Genomic DNA, 17233 nt, shown 5'->3' on the forward strand with positions numbered 1-17233 from the left:
TTCTTCTCGTGATCGACGCCATTGACAGAAGTATTTTGCGCAGCCTCCAGAAGGACGGCCGGATGACGGCCACAGCGCTGGCCGCGGAGGTCGGGCTGACCGTGGCGCCGTGCCATCGGCGGCTCAAGGATCTGGAGGCAGACGGTGTCATCCGCGGCTACCGCGCCGAGGTGGATCTGCAGAGCGTCGGACTCGGTTTCGGGGCCCTCGTGTTCGTCACGCTCCGGGAGACGTCTCAGGAGACCATCCGGGCGTTCGAGGACGCCGTGGTGGCGGAGGAACAGATCGTCGAGGCGTACCGGCTGTTCGGGGATCCCGACTACCTCCTGAAGTGCGTGGCCACCGACCTCGCCGGTTTTCAGAACCTCTACGACACGCATCTCGCCGCCCTGCCCGGGGTGGCCAAGCTCAGCTCCACGATCGTCATGCGGGACCTGAAGGGCGCCGGCGTCCTGCCGCTGTGAGGCGCGTGAGTCTCCGCGTGCGACGGCGGAGGTGAGCGACGCCGTCGCGCGTCGTGTCTGCTCCCTGACACCGCGAGGGAACAGCTGAGGCCCCTACCCGGCTCGGGTAGGGGCCTCAACTGTTCCCTCGCGAAGGGGGAGTGCGTCAGAGCACGTCCGAGAGGAACTTCTTCAGACGGTCGGTCTGCGGGTCCGTGAAGAGCTGGTCCGGAGCGCCGTTCTCGACCACGACACCGCCGTCCATGAACACCACCTGGTTGGAGACGTTGCGGGAGAAGCCCATCTCGTGGGTCACCACCACCATGGTCATGCCGTCCTTCGCCAGGTCCGTCATGAGGGCCAGGACGCCCTTGACGAGCTCGGGGTCCAGGGCCGACGTGGCCTCATCGAAGAACATGACCTCGGGCTGCATGGCGAGAGCGCGGGCGATCGCGACGCGCTGCTGCTGACCGCCGGACAGGGTGGCGGGACGCACCTCGGCCTTATGCTTCAGCCCGACCTTGTCGAGCTGTGCCAGAGCCTCGGTCCAGGCCTGGTCCTTGGGCAGCTTCCGGAGCTTGCGCAGGGCGAACGCGACGTTCTCGCCCACCGACTTGTGGGGGAACAGATTGAACTGCTGGAACACCATGCCGATGCGGCGGCGCAACTCGTCGGGGCTGTCCTTGAGCACGGAGCGGCCGTCCAGCAGGATGTCGCCTTGATCGGGCTCGATCAGACGGTTCATGACGCGCAGCAGCGTCGACTTGCCCGAGCCGGAGGGGCCGATGACCGAAGCGGCCGTGCCCTTCTCCACGTGGAGGTCGATGCCGCGGAGCACCTTGTTGCTGCCGAAGGCGAGGTGGAGGTTCTTGCCTGTCAGGGAACCGGATTCGAACTGGCTCATGCGTGGGATCCCTTCCCGATGACTGCTGCGGCCTCGTCGGGCTCGGCCTTCTGGGCCTTGCCGGTGCTCAGGCGCTTGTCGATGTAGTTGACCAGGTGCGTCAGGGGGACCGTCAGGATCAGATAGACGATGCCGGCGGCCACGAGCGGGGACAGATTGCCCGAGTTCGCCGCATAGTCCTGTCCGATCTGGAAGAGCTCGCGCTGTCCAGTGGTCAGACCCAGGGTGAACACCAGCGAGGAGTCCTTGATGAGCGCGATGAACTGATTCATCAGGGCGGGCAGGACCCGGCGGATGCCTTGCGGGATCACGATCATGCGCATGGACGGTCCGTAGCCGAAACCGAGCGCGCGCGACGCCTCCAGCTGACCTTTGTCCACGCTCTGGATGCCGGAGCGGAAGATCTCGCCGATGTACGCGCCCGCCATGAGAGAGAGCGCCGCGATGCCCATCGGGTACGGGTTGGTGATCCCCGTGGTTTCGCGCAGGATAGGGCTGAAACCGATGCCGATCACCAGGATCACGAGCACGGCGGGGAGGCCGCGGAAGATGTCGGTGTAGATGCGGGCGATCCAGCGGGCGACGGGGTTGCGCGAGATTCCCATGAAGGACAGCACGATGCCGATCGCGGTGCCGATGATCCCCGAGGTGAGCGCGAGGATGATGGTGTTGAGCAGGCCGTACGCGAGCATGGCGGGGATGACTTCCCCCATGGCCTTCCAGTCCAGGAAGGTTTCGCCGAGCCGGGTCAGGGCGTCCATATGACTCCTAGTGTTTCAGCCAGTCAAGCCTGGACCCCGCAGTGGGGCCCAGGCTTGACCGGGTCACGGTGCGAACCGTGGGGATGACCTTGGTGATCAGGAAGCGGGGACCTTGACGACCTTGCTGCCCGGCTTCCAGCCGTCCGGCAGCTGCTCCTTGACCGTCGGACGGTCCGTGAACCACTGCTTGACCAGCTTGGTCCAGGTGCCGTCCGCGATCACGGCGTCGAGAGCCGAGTTCAGAGCCTCGACCAGGGCCGGGTTGTCCTTGGCCACGGCGTAGGCGGAGAAGTTCTGGGTGGCGACCTTCTTCTCCTGGATCTTGGTGCCGTCGCCCGGCTTGATCTGGCCTTCGGCCTGCTGGGACGGTGCCAGCCAGGCATCGATCTGGCCGTTCTTCACGTTGGCGTAGGCCGTGTTGTAGTCCTTGAAGCGGACCGGATCCAGCTTGAGCTGGTTGGTGACCATGTCGTCCTGGACGGTGCCCTGGACGACGCCCACGCGGACGCCGGACTTGAGGTCTGCGATGGCCTTGACCTTGCTGTCGTCCTTGGCCACGAGAGCCATGAAGCCGAAGTCGTAACCGTTGGTGAACGCGACGGTCTCGCGGCGCTTGTCCGTGGTGGAGATGGAGGACGATCCGACGTCGAACTGCTTGTTCTTCACCTGGGCGAGCAGGCTCTGGAACTGGGTGGACGCGAACTCGACCTTGAGGTCCAGCTTGGCGGCCATGGCCTTCAGCAGCTCGTTGTCGAAGCCGGTGAAGTTGCCGGACTTGTCGATGTAGATGCTCGGCGGCGCGTCGGAGAGGGTGCCCACCTTGATGGTGCCAGGGGTCAGCAGGCCGAGCTTGGACTTGTCGATCTTGTCCAGCGGCGTCACGTCCGCGGTCGTGTACTTGTCCGGAGTCTGGGCGCCGGCCAGCGCATCCGTGGCGGACCCGCTCGCGGACGGGGAGCCCGTCCCGCCGCAGGCGGCGAGGGACAGGGAGAGGACGGCCGCGACGGCGCCGGTCTTCAGAAGTTTTCCGGTCAGTTTCAAGGGTGTGATGCTTTCTCTCGTGGCCTGGCCCGGTCCGTCCACGGAAGATGATCCGCGCGGATTCCGGGGGTTCCGGTCGTCGAAACGGCCCGCGCGAAGGGGTTCGGATGGTGCCACCCGGCGCGAGCCGAAGAATGAATTTAAGTATGGCACGGGGCGATTGGCGGCTTCATGAAGGCGTAACATTCGGAGGTGACTTGATTTCACCGAATTTTCTGCAAGTGAAGCTGAAGAAATGCTGGGAAAGCGGTGGTGCGAGTGCGGTATCTCAGAAGCACTGAGCTGCGGGCCGGATCACGTCGCGCTGTGACCTTGATCTCACGCGGGTGTCAGAAACCGCCGCGCTCGGGCTCTTCGGGAGGCAGGACAGGCCACTCGCCTTCGATCACGGCGGTCGGCTTCGTCCGGCGGAGGTACTGCTGGAAATCGGCGGCCTGAGCCGCGGCCCACTCGATCTGCAGCCGGTGCAAGGACGCCGTCGGCATCACGATCTTGGGGAATTTCTGCGCCATCGCGTCCAGCAGCCGCACGGTGGCCAGGGCGTCCGCGGCGGAAGTGTGGGCGTTGTCCAGGCGGACGCCATACTCTTCGCAGAGCGCTCCGAGGGTCCGGGTTCCCTTCCGGTACCGGTCCACTTGCTTGTTGATGATGAACGGGTCCAGGACAGGGAAGCGCGTGACCTGCGGGATGCCGTGGCGGGCGCATTCCGCGGCGAGGACCGTGAAGTCGTAGTTGGCGTTGAACGCCATGACCGGCGTGCCGGCGTCGAACAGGTCCTGAATGGTGTTGCGGAGCTCCAGCACGACGGCGGCGGCCGGCCGGCCCTCGGCACGCGCCTTGGCGGTGGTGATGCCGTGCACCTCGGCCGCTTCGGCGGGGATCTCGACACCGGGATCCGCGAGCCACTCGTGTTCCTGCAGGACTTCGCCCTTCGCGTCCACCACGATGAGCGAGGCGGTGACGATCCGGGCCGCGCGGGAGTTCTTTCCGGTGGTCTCCACGTCGAAGGCCGCGCGGGGACCCGCGTTCCAGATGCTCTCGTTCCGCTGCGTGCTGCTCATGCCTCAACGCTACCTGGACCGGATGACGGAATGATCCACATGCGGCATTCCCGGCATGGCACGGTGGGCGTGGCCCTCTACGCTGAGGAACATGCGGCAGGAATACATCGATGCGGTCCGGCGGATCGTGGCCATGGTGCCCCCGGGCACCGCCGTGGCGTACAGCGACATCTCCGATCTGCTCGGGCAGGGCGGTCCGCGCCAGATCGGCGCGATCATGGCGAGGCACTCGGAGGGGCTCAGCTGGTGGCGTGTGCTGCGGGCCAGCGGAGAGGCCCCGAGCGGCCACGAACCGGAGGCCTTCCGGCGGTACCGGGAGGAGGGCACTCCGCTCCGGGGTCAGGTCGAGGACTTCGCACGGACCGGGGAGGGCCGCTGGCGCGTGGACTTCCCGGCGGCGCGCTGGGCGCCTCGTGAAGAGGATTTCCTGGTCATGGACGCCCTGGCCGATGCTCTGCGTCAGCCGGGAGCGGAGGCGGGCACCGGGTCCGGGAAGAATGTCGGAGCACCGTGATGGAATGGTTCGCGTGACGGAAGAGATCTCAGGAAGGCGGGCCGCGGGTGCCCGTGGCGCACGCCCCACGTTGCTGCCGCCACTGCAAGTGGCGGGTGTTCAGCCGAGGCTGAGTGCGGACCAGCAGGCGGTGGTCGATCTCCCGCAGGGGAGCGGACCCGTGATCCTGTGGGGCGCGCCCGGAACCGGGAAATCGACCGCCCTGGTGGAAGCCGCCGTGCGACGGGTGGACGCCGGTGAGGTGGACCCGGAGCGTGTCCTCGTCCTGGCGCCGAGCCGAGTGGCGGCCACCCGTCTGCGGGACTCCCTGACAGCCCGGCTGGGCAGGAGTCTCGGCACCACTCCGGCGCGGAGCTGGGCCGCGTACGCCTTCGACGTGATCCGCCGTGCCCACGCCGAAGGGGCGATCGCTCTGGACGGACCGCCCCGCCTGCTGTCCGGGCCCGAACAGGACCAGGTGATCAAGGAACTGCTGGACGGTGCGCGGGAGACCCCCGGCACCGGCATCGCGTGGCCCCGAGACCTGGAAGCCGCCTTGCCCACCCGTGGTTTCCGTCAGGAGGTCCGGGAGCTTTTCGATCGCCTCATCGAGCACGACGGCGGCGCGGAGGATCTGGAAGAGCTCGCCGAGGCGGTGGGGCGCCCGGAATGGCTGGCCGCAGCACGCTTCTACCGTGAGTACCGGGACGTGATGGACTTGCGGAACGCCGGGGCCTTCGACCCCGCGGGCATCATCTCCGCCGCGCGATCGGTGTTCGCCGGGGCGCCGGAGTTCCTGGCCGCGGAGAGGGATCGCCTGCAGCTGATCCTGGTGGATGATCTGCACGAGTCCAACCGCTCGGTGTACGAGCTCTTCCTTGATGTGGCCCACGGGAAGGACGTCATCGCGACGGTCTGCCCGGACACGGCGGTCCAGGGATTCCGCGGAGCCCGCCCGGACCTGGTGTCCCGGGTCGCGGAGGAACTCGGAGCGGGCGGGCCCAGTGCGGACGGGGCCAGTGCGGCCGGGGCCGGCACGGAGGAGCGGGCCGTCCTGAACCTGGAGCTCACCACCTCGCATCGGCTGACCCCGCCCCTGGCCGAGGTGTACCGGCGTGCTGCCGCCCGAGTGCCCCGAGGCGCGGACGCCTCATGGGCGCGCACGTTGGAAACCACAGCGGCGCACACGGTTCAAGAAGGGGATGGCAGTGCCGTCGTGCCTGAGAATGCCGGACGGAAGGCATCCGTCACCGGTGCGGTGTTCCGCGGAAGTGGGCACGAACTGCGGTTCCTGGCCTCGGAGATCAAGTCCGAACACCTCAAGGGGAAGAAGAGCCTCGAGGACCTCGCCGTGGTGGTCCGCAACGGTGCGGAAGTCTCACGGGTGCAGCGCTTCCTCCTGGCCCAGGGGATCCCCGTGCGGGTGTCTCTCGGGGAGACGGCCGTCCGCGACGAATTCGCGGTGCGCCCTCTGCTGGACGTTCTGGGCGTGGTCCTGGGACAGCTCGTCCTGGACCCTGAACGAGCCGTGGAGCTCCTGTCCTCGCGGGTCGGTGGGGCCTCGAGTCTGGACATCCGGCGCCTGCGGCAGCGTTTGCGTCATGAAGAACTGACCGCAGGCGGGACCCGGGGCAGCGATGAGCTGCTGGTGGAGGCTCTGGAGGATCCGGGCTGGCTGGAGACGATGGGCATCGTGGCCCGTCATGCCCTCAGGGTCGCCAGGATGCTCGCGGACGGCAGGAAAGCGGCGCAGGAGCAGGCGGCCAACGGTGAGACCGTGCTGTGGGCCATCTGGAAGGCCTCCCGCCTTGCCGATCCCTGGGCCGAGACCGCCCTTGAATCCGGCACGGCCGGCGCACGCGCTGATCGCGATCTGGATGCCGTGATGGCTCTGTTCGAAAGCGCGGAGCGCTTCGCCACCCAGTTCCCCGGGTCGGGTGCGGCGCAGTTCTACGACTACCTGACCGCGCAGGAACTGCCCATGGACACGCTCACCGCCCGCCCGCCGGTGGAGGAAGCGGTGGAAGTCCTGACTCCGGCCGGCGCCGCGGGACGCGAGTGGCCGGTGGTCTTCATCGCGGGTCTCCAGGAGGGGACCTGGCCCAACACCAGGCTGCGCGGTGAGCTCCTGGGCAACACCTTGCTCGCCGACGCGATGGAACACGGTCCCGGGGTCGCCTTGCAGCAGGGCCCCGGCGAGCGGCTTCGTGCCATCCGCACCGATGAGCTCCGGACCTTCGTGGCGGCACTCAGCAGGGCCTCCGAACGGCTCGTGCTGACCGCGGTGGAGGACGAGGAATCGCGCTCTTCGGCGTTCCTGGAGCTGGCGGTTCCCGGTGCGTCGGACGAGGTGGGGACTCAAGCCATCCGTTCCCTGGATCTCCGCTCACTGGTCGCCGAGCTGCGGCGCACGGCGGAGGAAGAGCATGCGAAAACTCAGGGCAGAGTGCCCGAGGACACGGATCGTCAGGGCGGGCACACCGCCGTCGCGCAGGATGCAGCCCAGGTACTCGCGCTCCTCGCGCGGCACGACGTCCCGGGGGCGCACCCCGCGCAGTGGTGGGGCCTGTCCCCGGCCAGTACCGAGGACGATCTCGTTCCGGATGGCGGCACCGTCGTGGTCTCGCCGTCGAAAGTGGAGAAGGCCACTAAATCGCCGCTTGAGTGGTTCGTCCCGGCCGCCGGGGGTGAAGCCCACACCGACTTCGCCAGGAGCCTGGGAACTCTCATCCACGCCATCGCCGCGGAGCTTCCGGAAGCCACCCTTGACGAGTACCGGGAGCTGCTGGACCACCGCTGGCCGGAACTCGGGCTGCCGGAAGGCTGGGAGAACGACGCCCTTCGCCGACGCGCGGATCAGATGCTCTTCAAGCTCGCCAGTTACATCGCATCTTTGAAGGGCACAGGAGCCAACGGCGGGGGACGGTCCCTCGCGGCGGTGGAGATCGATTTCACCGTGGACCTGGAGGAGCCGCTGGAGTTCGTGCCGGAAGGGGAGACCGCGGCCAGAACGCTGCATACCAGGATCCGGGGCCAGATCGACCGCTTGGAGGTGGACTCACGGGGCGGCGCCTACGTGGTCGACCTGAAGACCGGCAAGTCCAAACCGCGGAAGGAGGACATCATTCAGCACGCCCAGCTCGGCACCTATCAGGCGGCCATCAACGCAGGCGCGTTCGAAGCGGGCGCCGTCCAGGATGCCTCCGCCACGGGCCAGGGGACCGGTGTGAACCGGGTGGTTCCGCCCATCTCCCGGAGCGGCGGCGCGGCGCTGGTCCAGCTCGGTGACACCACCAAGGGATTCACCGAACAGCAGCAACCGGAGCTGGGTCCGGACGACGGATGGGCGATGGATCTCGTCCACCAGGCGGCCATCGCCATGGCCGGTCACGCATTCGAAGCCCGGCACGATTCGGCGGGGACGCCCTTCGGCGGCTGCAAGACCCCTGAGGTCTGCCCGCTGTGCCACTCGGGAAGGCAGGTCACGGAATGACCGAAACGACGTCGGCGATCATCTCGCCGGAGGACCTGGCCGCGCTGCTCGGCGGCAACACTCCCACGGAGGAGCAGTCCCGCATCATCTCTGCGCCCCTCGAGCCACTGCTGGTGATCGCGGGCGCGGGGTCGGGCAAGACCGCCACGATGACCGACCGGGTGGTGTGGCTCGTCGCCAACGGCCTGGTCCGTCCCGAAGAGGTCCTCGGAGTCACGTTCACCCGCAAGGCGGCGGGTGAACTCGCCCATCGGGTCCGGAAGGCACTCCAGCAGTTCGCCCAGGTCAATCAGCGGCTCGGAATCGCACCGGTGGAACTGGCCGTGGACGAGCTGCATGAACCACGCGTCTCCACCTACCACTCGTACGCGAATTCACTCGTCTCCGACTTCGGCCTGCGCCTCGGCATTGAACGCGACGTCACCCTCATGGGACCGGCCCAGGCCTGGCAGCTCGCCAGCCAGGTGGTGGAAAGCTACGACGGCCCGATGGAATACGTCGAGGCCGCAAAGTCGAGCCTGGTCAACGGGGTTCTGAAACTCGCAGGCGAGTGCGCGGAGCACCTCCGGCCCGCGGTGCCCGGCGCGCTGGCCGGCTCCTCGCAGCGTCTCAGCGTGGAGGAGTGGGTCGCGGATCTGCTCTCGCACTACGAAGCACTGCCTCCCAAGGTGACCGGACGGGCTGCCGACACCGCGGCGAGGGCGCTCCAGACGAAGTTCCGCACCCGGGTGGCCCTGGCCCGCATGGTGGGCCGTTACGCGGAGGCCAAGCGGCAGCGCGGCCTTCTGGACTACGGCGATCTCGTGGCCCTCGCCGCGACGATCGCCCAGGATGTCCCGCAGGCCCGGCAGCTGGAGCGGGACCGCAGCAAGGTCGTCATCCTGGATGAGTTCCAGGACACCTCACATGCCCAGATGGTCCTGTTCTCGGAACTGTTCGGGGACGGTCACGCGGTCACCGCCGTCGGCGATCCGAATCAGTCGATCTACGGCTTCCGCGGCGCCTCCGCGGGCCAACTCTTCCGCTTCACCGAGGCGTTCCCTCGACGGCGGCCCGACGGCGGTCTGGAACCGTCCGGGACGGCATACCTCACCACCGCCTGGCGCAACGGCGAACGGATCCTGGAAGTAGCGAACCGTGTTGCCGGGCCGCTCTCGTCCGGTGCTCTCTCATCCGGTTCCGGGACCGAGAGTGTCCCCGAACTCAGGCCTCGCCCGGGAGCGCCGGCAGGCACCGTCGTCCTGGCGCGCTTCACGGACCAGTACCGTGAGGCCGCGGCGCTCGCCGACGATGTGCTCTCCCTCCGGGCTTCCGGCCAGCCTGCCCGCACGATGGCGGTGCTGTGTCGCAAACGGTCGCAGATGCTGCCGGTCCAGGATGCTCTGGAGCTTCGCGGGATCCCGTATGAGGTCATCGGCCTGGGTGGATTGCTGGAGACCCCGGAGATCATGGACCTCACGGCAACCCTCCACGTTTTGGCTGATCCTGGTCGGTCGGACAAGTTGATGCGTCTGATGGCGGGCGCCCGCTGGAGGATCGGACCCGCGGATCTCATGACGCTTCAGGAATGGTCATCCCAGCTGGCCCGTCGCCGGTCCGCCCGGATCCGGGAGGACGCCGAGGAGCCGGATGACGACAGCGCACTGACCCCTGACCCGGTGGACGACTCCAGCCTGATCGAGGGACTCGACTTCCTGCCCAAACCCGGCTGGGTGTCGCCGGCAGGGCGCTCACTCAGTCCGCTCGGTCAGCAGAGGCTCGAACGGCTCTCCGAAGAGCTCCGCCGGCTCCGCGGCCATCTGGGCCATGAACTGGTGGATCTGATCGCCGAAGTCGAACGGGCGATGCTCCTGGACATCGAAGTGGAAGCGCGTGCCGGGCGGAGCCTGCATTCCGCGCGCCGGAACCTGGAAGCCTTCACGGACCAGGTGCTCCAATTCAACCGCAGCAACGAACGGGTGGACCTGCTCGCCTTCCTCTCCTGGCTCGAAGCCGCGGCGCGGGAGGAGAACGGCCTGGCGGCGGCGCCCCCGGAACCCGATCCCGAGGCCGTGCAGATCCTGACCGTGCACGCGTCCAAGGGTCTGGAATGGGACGCCGTGTTCGTGCCGGGCCTCAACACCAAGGACTTCCCCTCGGAGCGGGCTGCGCACTGGGACATCGAGATCGACACCCTGCCGTGGCCATTGCGCGGCGATCATGCGAGTCTGCCCCTATGGGACACCACGGAGGTGGGCCAGGCCGAATGGACCCGCAGCGCGAAGGTGTTCGCTGAAGAAGCGAAGGCGCATGCGGTCCGCGAGGAGCGGCGGCTCGCTTATGTCGCGTACACCCGGGCGAAGGACCTGCTCTGGGTGTCCAGTCATGCCTACGCCACGGCCGGGGCTCTCCGGCCGATGTCGGACTTCCTGGCAGAGCTGCTGCCCCTGGCCGAGGACGACGAGTTCGCTGAAGTCCAGCTTCACGGCCTCAGCGTCGGGGAAGAGGACATCCCGGACACGAATCCCTTGACCGCACAGACCCGGCGCTCGCCCTGGCCGTATGACCCCTTGGAAGGCCCCCTCGACGGCGACACCGGGCAGCGCAGGAGCCTGGTGCCCGGGCGCCGTGCAGCTCTTGAAGCGTCCGCACACGCCGTACTCGCTACGCTGGAGCTGGAGCTGGAACCGGGGCCGGAACCGGGGCCAGAAGGCCGGACCGAGGGACGCGGAACCTCGGCGGAAGGCCCTGCCGAGGCGCACCCCGTCCGTACGGCGCAGGGCGAGATCTGGCTTGAGGACGCCGAACTTCTGCTCGCCGCCCGGCAACGGCAGCCCCGGCGGCACGAGGTCCGACTGCCCGCCCATATCTCGGCATCCACCCTGGTCGAGCTCGGCACGGACTCCGAGGCCGTCGCCCGCCGGCTCCGGCGTCCCGTTCCCCGGGAGCCGGGTCAGGCGGCCCGGAAGGGCACCGTGTTCCATGCCTGGGTGGAGGAGTTCTTCGGTCAGGCCGGAATGCTGGACCTTGATGAGCCGCTGAGTGAGGACTCCGCCTTGGACACCGCGCTGGGACTGGATGAGCTGGTGTCCCGGTTCAAGGACTCGGAGTGGGCGCAGCGGACTCCGGCGTACATCGAGGCGCCCGTCGAAACCTCGGTGGGACCCCTGGTGGTCCGCGGAAGGATCGACGCCGTGTTCCGCGACGCCGACGGAGGCTGGGACCTCGTCGACTGGAAGACCGGCAGGGTGCCGCGGGATGCCCAGGACCTGGCGCGGAAGTCGGTGCAGCTCGCCGTCTACCGCCTCGCGTGGTCCCGATTGCGGGGAGTTCCCCTGGACACGGTCCGGGCAGCGTTCTACTACGTCGCCGACGGGCAGGAGATCAGGCCCCACGACCTGGCGGGGGCGGAAGAACTCGAGAGGATCGTCAGCGACGCGCTCCGGCCGAAGCCGGGCGCGTCACCGCCCGAGCAGCCGGTCAGCCCTCGTGCTTGATGACCGGCAGGGCCGTGGTCTCGACCCCGGCCTGCGAGGCGCCCGGTTCCCCGTCATGCTCGGACGACGGGGAAGACACGCTCTCGTCGGCTGCGCCATTCTCGGTATCCGAGCCGGAAGCGTCATCGGTTTCCGGGGAATCCTCGGAGTTCTGAGCCGAGGGGACATCGGCCTCACCGCCACGGTCCGCGGCACCGTCACCGGCAGCCTGATCCGCCGAGGAGCTGGACGGCGAAGGCACCACGGACAGGCGGGGGGAGTTCCCTTCGCGGACGTCGTCATCCGACTCGCCGTCGGCAGCGTTCACCGTTTCCGCTCCAGACGTGGCCGACAGCGAGGTCACGGTGACCTTGGCGCCCGGCCCGGTCGTGGGGGTGGAGCCGTGCTCCTCCCGATCCGGCGCCGGCCGATCCTGTGCCGGCTGCTCGTAGGCCAGACGTTCATGCTCCTCAGCGGCTTCCGCCTCGGCGGCCGCTTCCTCCGCTTCCTCGAGTTCACGGGCGGCGGCTTCGCTCGCCCGGATGTCGGAGGCGAGGTCGGACAGCATGGTCTCCGCTTCGGCGATCACCGCGGCGTCGTTCTTGGCCAGACCCTTCATGAGGTACTGCGCCAGCGCGAACTCCGCGGAGAGCGCCGCGCGACGGAGCAGATGGGGGTCCGGGTCCTGCCCGGCGGGGCCCGGCAGCGCGTCGCGGTAGTGGTGCAGCACGGCGTCCACGAAGGCGGAGTCATGGGAGGCGACGAGCCAGGCGAAGTCGTCCGCAGGATCGCCGATGTGCAGATCGGTCCAGCCGGTCACGGCGGTGACCTTGCCGTCGTCGAACAGGAGGTTGTCCTCGTGCAGATCGCCGTGCACGACGGAGGCGTTGAAACGCCACAGCGTGACATCCTCCAGCGCGTGCTCCCAGCGGACCAGAAGTTCGGCGGGGATCTTCCCGCTGGTGGCGGCCTGGTCCAGTTCGTTCAGGCGGCGCTGCCGGAACTCATTGGCGCTGTAGCGGGGGAGGTCGGCGCGGTCCACCACGTCCTGCGGGAGTGCGTGGATGGCAGCGAGCACGGAGGCCACCTCCTTCGCCGCCGTATCCCCGGACCGTTCCAGCTGATCCAGCTGGAGCGACTGCCCGGCGACATGGGTGTAGACGAAGGTGCTCAGCGGACCGCGACGGACGCAGCCGAGCACGGTGGGGATCCGGAACGGCAGCTCGGCGCGCAGGCCGGCCGGGAAAGCCCGGAGAATGGCGAACTCGCTCTCGAGCCGCGCACTTGCTTCTTCGTGGCGGGGCGAACGGACGCGCCAGCGCTGGTCGTCCTCGCCGAAGAGGAGAACGGCGTCGAAGTCCGCGGGGTCGTCAAGATCGGCCCGGACGGCGGTGGGGGAGAGTCCAGGCACTGCAGCGGCAGCCAGGGCCGCCAGTTCGAGGGGGGAGCGCTTCACATCTTCCACCGTAGAGGGGTGTGTCCCCGACTGTCCCCAGCACGGGCGGCGAGTCGCCAATCCCGGAGGGCAGTGGGTACGGTTGAGACATGCATTCCCCAGGGCTTTCCACCACTTCCGCAGGTCTGCTCTCACCAACGGTTCTCGGGACGCCCCCGGCCCTCATGGACCGCGTTTCGGGGGAACGGGCCGGCGCTGGGGCCCTGGCCGCGCTCCGCGAAGACCCCGCCACGCGGTACCTTCTTCTGGCCCAGCGCAGCACCCCGGTGCTGTCCGGCGAGGACACGCAGCGTCTCATCTTCCTCTCGCCCGCCGAGGTCGAATCCCTGGGTCCGGTCCGGGTTCTGCAGGAGATCCACCTGGGCCGTGTGCTCCCGCCGCACGACGACGACGCCGACCCGGCCCCCGCGCCCGGCGACGGTCCGCTGCCGGCGGGCACCGCCGTCGTCGCCCTCGTCCTGAGCGAACCGCTCGCCGCGGACAGTCCCGCACTTCCCGCGGGAACCGTGTGGCGTGGCTACCGCGAGAGCGGCGCGTGGCTCTCCGATCTGGAGTCGGAGCTGTTCATCGAAGCACAGGCGATCGCGGCGTGGCACGAGGGCCACGGGTTCTGTCCCCGCTGCGGAACGCCGACCGAGATCGAGCAGAGCGGCTGGGTGCGGCGCTGTCCCCGCGAGAACGTGGAGATCTTCCCGCGGATGGATCCGGCGATCATCGTCAGTGTGGTCGGACCGGACGGCCGGATCCTGCTGGGTGGAGGCGGACCGGCGGACGGCAAAGGTCATTCGGTCCTGGCGGGCTTCGTCGACCCGGGGGAATCCCTGGAGCAGGCGGTCGTCCGCGAGCTGGGGGAGGAGGTCGCGGTCGAAGTGGACGCGGTTCAGTACCTTGGATCACAGTCCTGGCCTTTCCCCGCTTCCCTCATGCTGGGATTCACCGCGCGGACTCGGAACAGCGATGCCCGGCCGGACGGTGTCGAGGTGACTCACGCCCGCTGGTTCACCCGTGAGGAGCTGCAGGAGGCCGTCCTGGCGGGCACGGTGATCATCCCGAGCCGTTTGTCGATCGCCAGGAATCTGATCGAACATTGGTACGGCGGTGAAGTGCTGGAACCTCCGGCGCCGCCGGTGAGCGTGCGGACCTGAACCGGCAGGCGGCGGTCCCCGGCACCTGTGGTTCTGACGACCGGTGCTCAGGCAACTGGGGGGCGCCCATCGACCCGGCCGCAGCACCGAGGCGGATCCAGCAGGACCGGAAGGGTGGAACGCCGCCGGCGCTCACCGGAACCGCACACCGGAACCACACACCGGAACCACACGCCGGCACACACCGGCGCCCCGCCCCCCGACACCACACGGCGCACCGCACCGCGTGACCGACAGCATCACCACCCGCTAGACCACGCATGACACGGCGCTTCAGGCGCCGCAGTGACTGAAGGAGCAACCACCCTGGACGTGGAGAATGGCAGCAGCCTCGAGGAACGGATTCTCGGAGGACTGGACGCGGAACAGCGAGCGGTCGCGACCACGCTGACCGGGCCGCTGTGTGTCCTGGCCGGCGCCGGGACCGGTAAGACGCGCGCCATCACGCATCGCATCGCCTACGGCGTCCACTCCGGGGTGTACACCCCGCAGCGTCTGCTCGCCGTGACGTTCACGGCACGCGCTGCCGCGGAGATGCGCAGCCGGCTGCGGGATCTCGGTGTTCCCGCTGTGCAGGCGCGCACCTTCCACGCGGCGGCGCTCCGCCAGCTCCAGTACTTCTGGCCGCAGGCGATCGGCGGCTCGGTCCCACAGCTCCTGGACCATAAAGCCGGTCTCATCGCCGAATCGGCCCGCAGACTGCGCCTGACGGTGGACCGGGCAGCGGTGAGGGACATCGCCGCCGAGATCGAGTGGGCCAAGGTGTCCATGCTGACTCCGGCCAATTACCTCGCCCGCGCGCAGGGCCGTGGCGAGCCGGGCGGTCTGGAGCTGCCCGCCGTCGCGCGCATCTTCGAGGCGTACGAAGAGGTGAAGACGGACCGCAACATCATCGACTTCGAGGACGTCCTGCTCATCACGGTGGGCATCCTGGAAGAGGATCCCAAGGTGGCCGCGACGGTCCGCGACCAGTACCGGCACTTCGTGGTGGACGAGTACCAGGACGTCTCCCCGCTTCAGGAACGGCTCCTCCAGCTCTGGCTGGGCGGCCGTGAGGAACTGTGCGTCGTGGGTGATGCCAGCCAGACCATCTACTCCTTCACGGGCGCGACGCCGCGGCATCTCCTCGACTTCCCGAAGACCTACCCGCAGGCACAGGTGGTGCGCCTGATCCGGGACTACCGCTCGACTCCGGAAGTCGTGAAGCTCGCGAACACCCTCCTGCACAGCCGCCCCTCGGGTGGCCCGGAGGCCGAGAAGGTCTGGGCGAAACCCCTGGAACTCGTCGCTCAGCGCCCGCACGCGGCCGAACCCGTGTTCATCGAGTGCCCTGACGACGAGGCGGAGTCCGCGGTCGTGGCCGAACGCATCGCGACGCTCATCGCCGCCGGGACCCCGGCGGCACAGATCGCCGTGCTGTTCCGTACCAACGGGCAGTCCGAGGCCTTCGAACAGGCCCTGTCCGCCCGGGACATCCCGTATCAGCTCCGTGGCGGGGAACGGTTCTTCCAGCGCCGTGAAGTGCGCGAAGGCATGCTCCAGCTGCGCGCCGCGTCACGGGCGGATTCGACCCGCGGCGCCTCCGTGGCCGGAACCGTGGCTGATGTGCTGTCGAGCCTGGGCTACACGGCCGAGGCGCCGGTGGGCGGCGGCGCCGTCCGGGAGCGCTGGGAATCCCTCGCGGCCCTGGTCAATCTGGCGCAGGACCTGGCGTCCAGCCGCGGGGAGGAGTTCTCCCTGCTCGACTTCGTGACGGAACTCCAGGAGCGGGCCACGGCCCAGCACGCCCCGACAGTGCAGGGCGTCACCCTCGCCTCGCTCCACTCAGCCAAGGGCCTCGAATGGGACGCCGTGTTCCTGGTGGGCATGAGCGAGGGACTCATGCCGATCTCCTTCGCCGAGACCCCGTCCGACGTGGATGAGGAGCGCCGCCTGCTTTACGTCGGCATCACGCGTGCGCGGACCGACCTCTGCTTCACCTGGTCCACGGCGCGCACCCCGGGCGGCCGGGCTCACCGGAAGCCCTCCCGGTTCCTCGACGCGCTGCGGCCCGGCGGCAACGGCGCCACGGTGCGAGAATCCGCGGCGCGGCTCCGCAAGAACCGCGTCAAGGCCGTCGCGACCCAGTGCAAGGTGTGCGGCACGCAGCTCACCACCGGCCCGGAACGGAAGGTCGGACGCTGCTCCGACTGCCCGCCGTCGCTGGACGAGAAGCTGTTCGAGGCGCTGCGCGAGTGGCGCAAGGCGGAGGCGTCGTCGGCGGACGTCCCGGCTTACGTGGTCTTCACCGACGCCACCCTCACCCTGATCGCGGAGGAGAAGCCGGAGACCATGGAGGCGCTCGCGGTGCTCTCCGGCGTGGGGCAGCGCAAACTCGAGAAGTACGGAGAGGCCGTGCTGAAGGTGGTGGCGGCTCAATGAGCCGTGCGGGCCAAGCGGAGCAGCCCCGGTTCGCACCGGACGGCACCCCCGTGGTGGTGCGCCGCTCGGCCCGCCGCAAGCGGACCGTGAGCGCGTTCTGGGAGGGCGGGACCGTCGTCGTCGCCATCCCGGCGCGCTTCACCCACGCTCAGGAGGACGAATGGGTGCAGAAGATGCTGTTCCGCCTCCAGTCGAGGGAAGCGTCCGGCAAGGCAGCAGGCCGGAACGACGACGAGCTCGCCGAGCGCGCCCGGCTCCTGTCCCAGCGGTACCTAGGCGGTCAGTCTCGGCCGAGCAGCGTCCGCTGGGTCAGCAACCAGAATTCGCGATGGGGATCCGCCACTCCCGCGGACCGTTCCATCAGGCTTTCCGACAAGCTCCAGGGCATGCCCGACTGGGTGGTCGACTACGTCCTGGTGCACGAACTGACGCACTTGCTCGTGGCGGGGCACGGCCCGGACTTCTGGAAACTGTGTTCCGCTTACCCCGATCTGGAGAAGGCGAAAGCGTTCCTCTCGGGCGTCGCGTATGCCCAGTCGAGAGGCCTCACCGAGGACTGA

Annotated in this window: 12 protein-coding genes; 7 read left to right on the top strand and 5 right to left on the bottom strand. The window is 68.6% G+C overall.

Annotated features, from left to right (window positions below):
• Positions 1 to 8: 8 nt before the first annotated feature.
• Entirely contained in the window at positions 9 to 464 is a 456-nt protein-coding gene (locus AB6732_RS02900) for an Lrp/AsnC family transcriptional regulator (RefSeq protein WP_370958137.1), read from the top strand.
• Positions 465 to 609: 145 nt separating this feature from the next.
• On the opposite strand, the gene AB6732_RS02905 is transcribed toward AB6732_RS02900, so the two are convergent.
• The 4 genes from AB6732_RS02905 to AB6732_RS02920 form a co-directional block, all read right to left on the bottom strand.
• Positions 610 to 1347, bottom strand: coding sequence for an amino acid ABC transporter ATP-binding protein (locus AB6732_RS02905; RefSeq protein ID WP_107003595.1), 738 nt, complete (start codon positions 1345 to 1347; stop codon positions 610 to 612).
• The gene (locus AB6732_RS02910; RefSeq protein ID WP_370958140.1) at positions 1344 to 2108 is read right to left on the bottom strand and encodes an amino acid ABC transporter permease; all 765 of its coding nucleotides are present in this window, start codon (positions 2106 to 2108) and stop codon (positions 1344 to 1346) included. The genes AB6732_RS02905 and AB6732_RS02910 overlap by 4 nt, the downstream gene beginning before the upstream one ends.
• A gap of 96 nt (positions 2109 to 2204) precedes the next feature.
• Positions 2205 to 3149 carry a substrate-binding periplasmic protein gene (locus AB6732_RS02915; protein ID WP_370958142.1) on the bottom strand — a complete coding sequence of 315 codons (945 nt, stop codon included), beginning with the start codon at positions 3147 to 3149 and terminating at the stop codon, positions 2205 to 2207.
• A 329-nt stretch (positions 3150 to 3478) separates the two neighbouring features.
• Positions 3479 to 4210 carry a 3'-5' exonuclease gene (locus AB6732_RS02920; RefSeq protein ID WP_370958144.1) on the bottom strand — a complete coding sequence of 244 codons (732 nt, stop codon included), beginning with the start codon at positions 4208 to 4210 and terminating at the stop codon, positions 3479 to 3481.
• A 91-nt stretch (positions 4211 to 4301) separates the two neighbouring features.
• Here AB6732_RS02920 and AB6732_RS02925 point away from each other — a divergent pair, with 91 nt between their 5' ends.
• The 3 genes from AB6732_RS02925 to AB6732_RS02935 are packed head-to-tail and all read left to right on the top strand — an operon-like array spanning position 4302 to position 11672.
• Positions 4302 to 4724 (top strand): MGMT family protein, encoded by a 423-nt coding sequence (locus tag AB6732_RS02925; RefSeq protein WP_370958146.1) that lies wholly within the window; start codon positions 4302 to 4304, stop codon positions 4722 to 4724.
• A 4-nt stretch (positions 4725 to 4728) separates the two neighbouring features.
• Positions 4729 to 8196 (top strand): ATP-dependent helicase, encoded by a 3468-nt coding sequence (locus AB6732_RS02930; protein ID WP_370958148.1) that lies wholly within the window; start codon positions 4729 to 4731, stop codon positions 8194 to 8196.
• Positions 8193 to 11672, top strand: coding sequence for an ATP-dependent helicase (locus AB6732_RS02935; protein WP_370958150.1), 3480 nt, complete (start codon positions 8193 to 8195; stop codon positions 11670 to 11672). Before AB6732_RS02930 ends, AB6732_RS02935 begins: the two co-directional genes overlap by 4 nt.
• Here the strand turns inward: AB6732_RS02935 and AB6732_RS02940 are convergent.
• On the bottom strand, positions 11656 to 13107 hold the full coding sequence (locus tag AB6732_RS02940; RefSeq protein ID WP_370958152.1) for a phosphotransferase: 1452 nt from the start codon (positions 13105 to 13107) through the stop codon (positions 11656 to 11658). The genes AB6732_RS02935 and AB6732_RS02940 overlap by 17 nt on opposite strands.
• Positions 13108 to 13196: 89 nt before the next feature.
• On the opposite strand from AB6732_RS02940, the gene nudC reads away from it, so the two are divergent.
• The 3 genes from nudC to AB6732_RS02955 all read left to right on the top strand — a co-directional run bounded on the left by nudC (position 13197) and on the right by AB6732_RS02955 (position 17233).
• Positions 13197 to 14252, top strand: a complete 1056-nt coding sequence (nudC, locus tag AB6732_RS02945) for an NAD(+) diphosphatase (protein ID WP_370958154.1) — start codon at positions 13197 to 13199, stop codon at positions 14250 to 14252.
• Between the two features lie 285 nt (positions 14253 to 14537).
• Positions 14538 to 16673: an ATP-dependent DNA helicase UvrD2 gene (locus AB6732_RS02950; RefSeq protein ID WP_370958156.1), complete on the top strand. Its 2136-nt coding sequence runs from the start codon at positions 14538 to 14540 to the stop codon at positions 16671 to 16673.
• Positions 16670 to 17233 carry a M48 family metallopeptidase gene (locus AB6732_RS02955; RefSeq protein ID WP_370958158.1) on the top strand — a complete coding sequence of 188 codons (564 nt, stop codon included), beginning with the start codon at positions 16670 to 16672 and terminating at the stop codon, positions 17231 to 17233. Before AB6732_RS02950 ends, AB6732_RS02955 begins: the two co-directional genes overlap by 4 nt.

Source organism: Arthrobacter sp. RCC_34, assembly GCF_041360795.1.
Taxonomy (GTDB): domain Bacteria; phylum Actinomycetota; class Actinomycetes; order Actinomycetales; family Micrococcaceae; genus Arthrobacter_E.

Excerpts from the sequence above, each read along its gene's own strand:
- AB6732_RS02905 (WP_107003595.1), bottom strand. The coding sequence starts at position 1,347 with ATGAGCCAGTTCGAATCCGGTTCCCTGACAGGCAAGAACCTCCACCTC.
- AB6732_RS02910 (WP_370958140.1), bottom strand. The coding sequence starts at position 2,108 with ATGGACGCCCTGACCCGGCTCGGCGAAACCTTCCTGGACTGGAAGGCC.
- AB6732_RS02920 (WP_370958144.1), bottom strand. The coding sequence starts at position 4,210 with ATGAGCAGCACGCAGCGGAACGAGAGCATCTGGAACGCGGGTCCCCGC.
- AB6732_RS02925 (WP_370958146.1), top strand. The coding sequence starts at position 4,302 with ATGCGGCAGGAATACATCGATGCGGTCCGGCGGATCGTGGCCATGGTG.
- AB6732_RS02930 (WP_370958148.1), top strand. The coding sequence starts at position 4,729 with ATGGTTCGCGTGACGGAAGAGATCTCAGGAAGGCGGGCCGCGGGTGCC.
- AB6732_RS02935 (WP_370958150.1), top strand. The coding sequence starts at position 8,193 with ATGACCGAAACGACGTCGGCGATCATCTCGCCGGAGGACCTGGCCGCG.
- nudC (WP_370958154.1), top strand. The coding sequence starts at position 13,197 with ATGCATTCCCCAGGGCTTTCCACCACTTCCGCAGGTCTGCTCTCACCA.
- AB6732_RS02955 (WP_370958158.1), top strand. The coding sequence starts at position 16,670 with ATGAGCCGTGCGGGCCAAGCGGAGCAGCCCCGGTTCGCACCGGACGGC.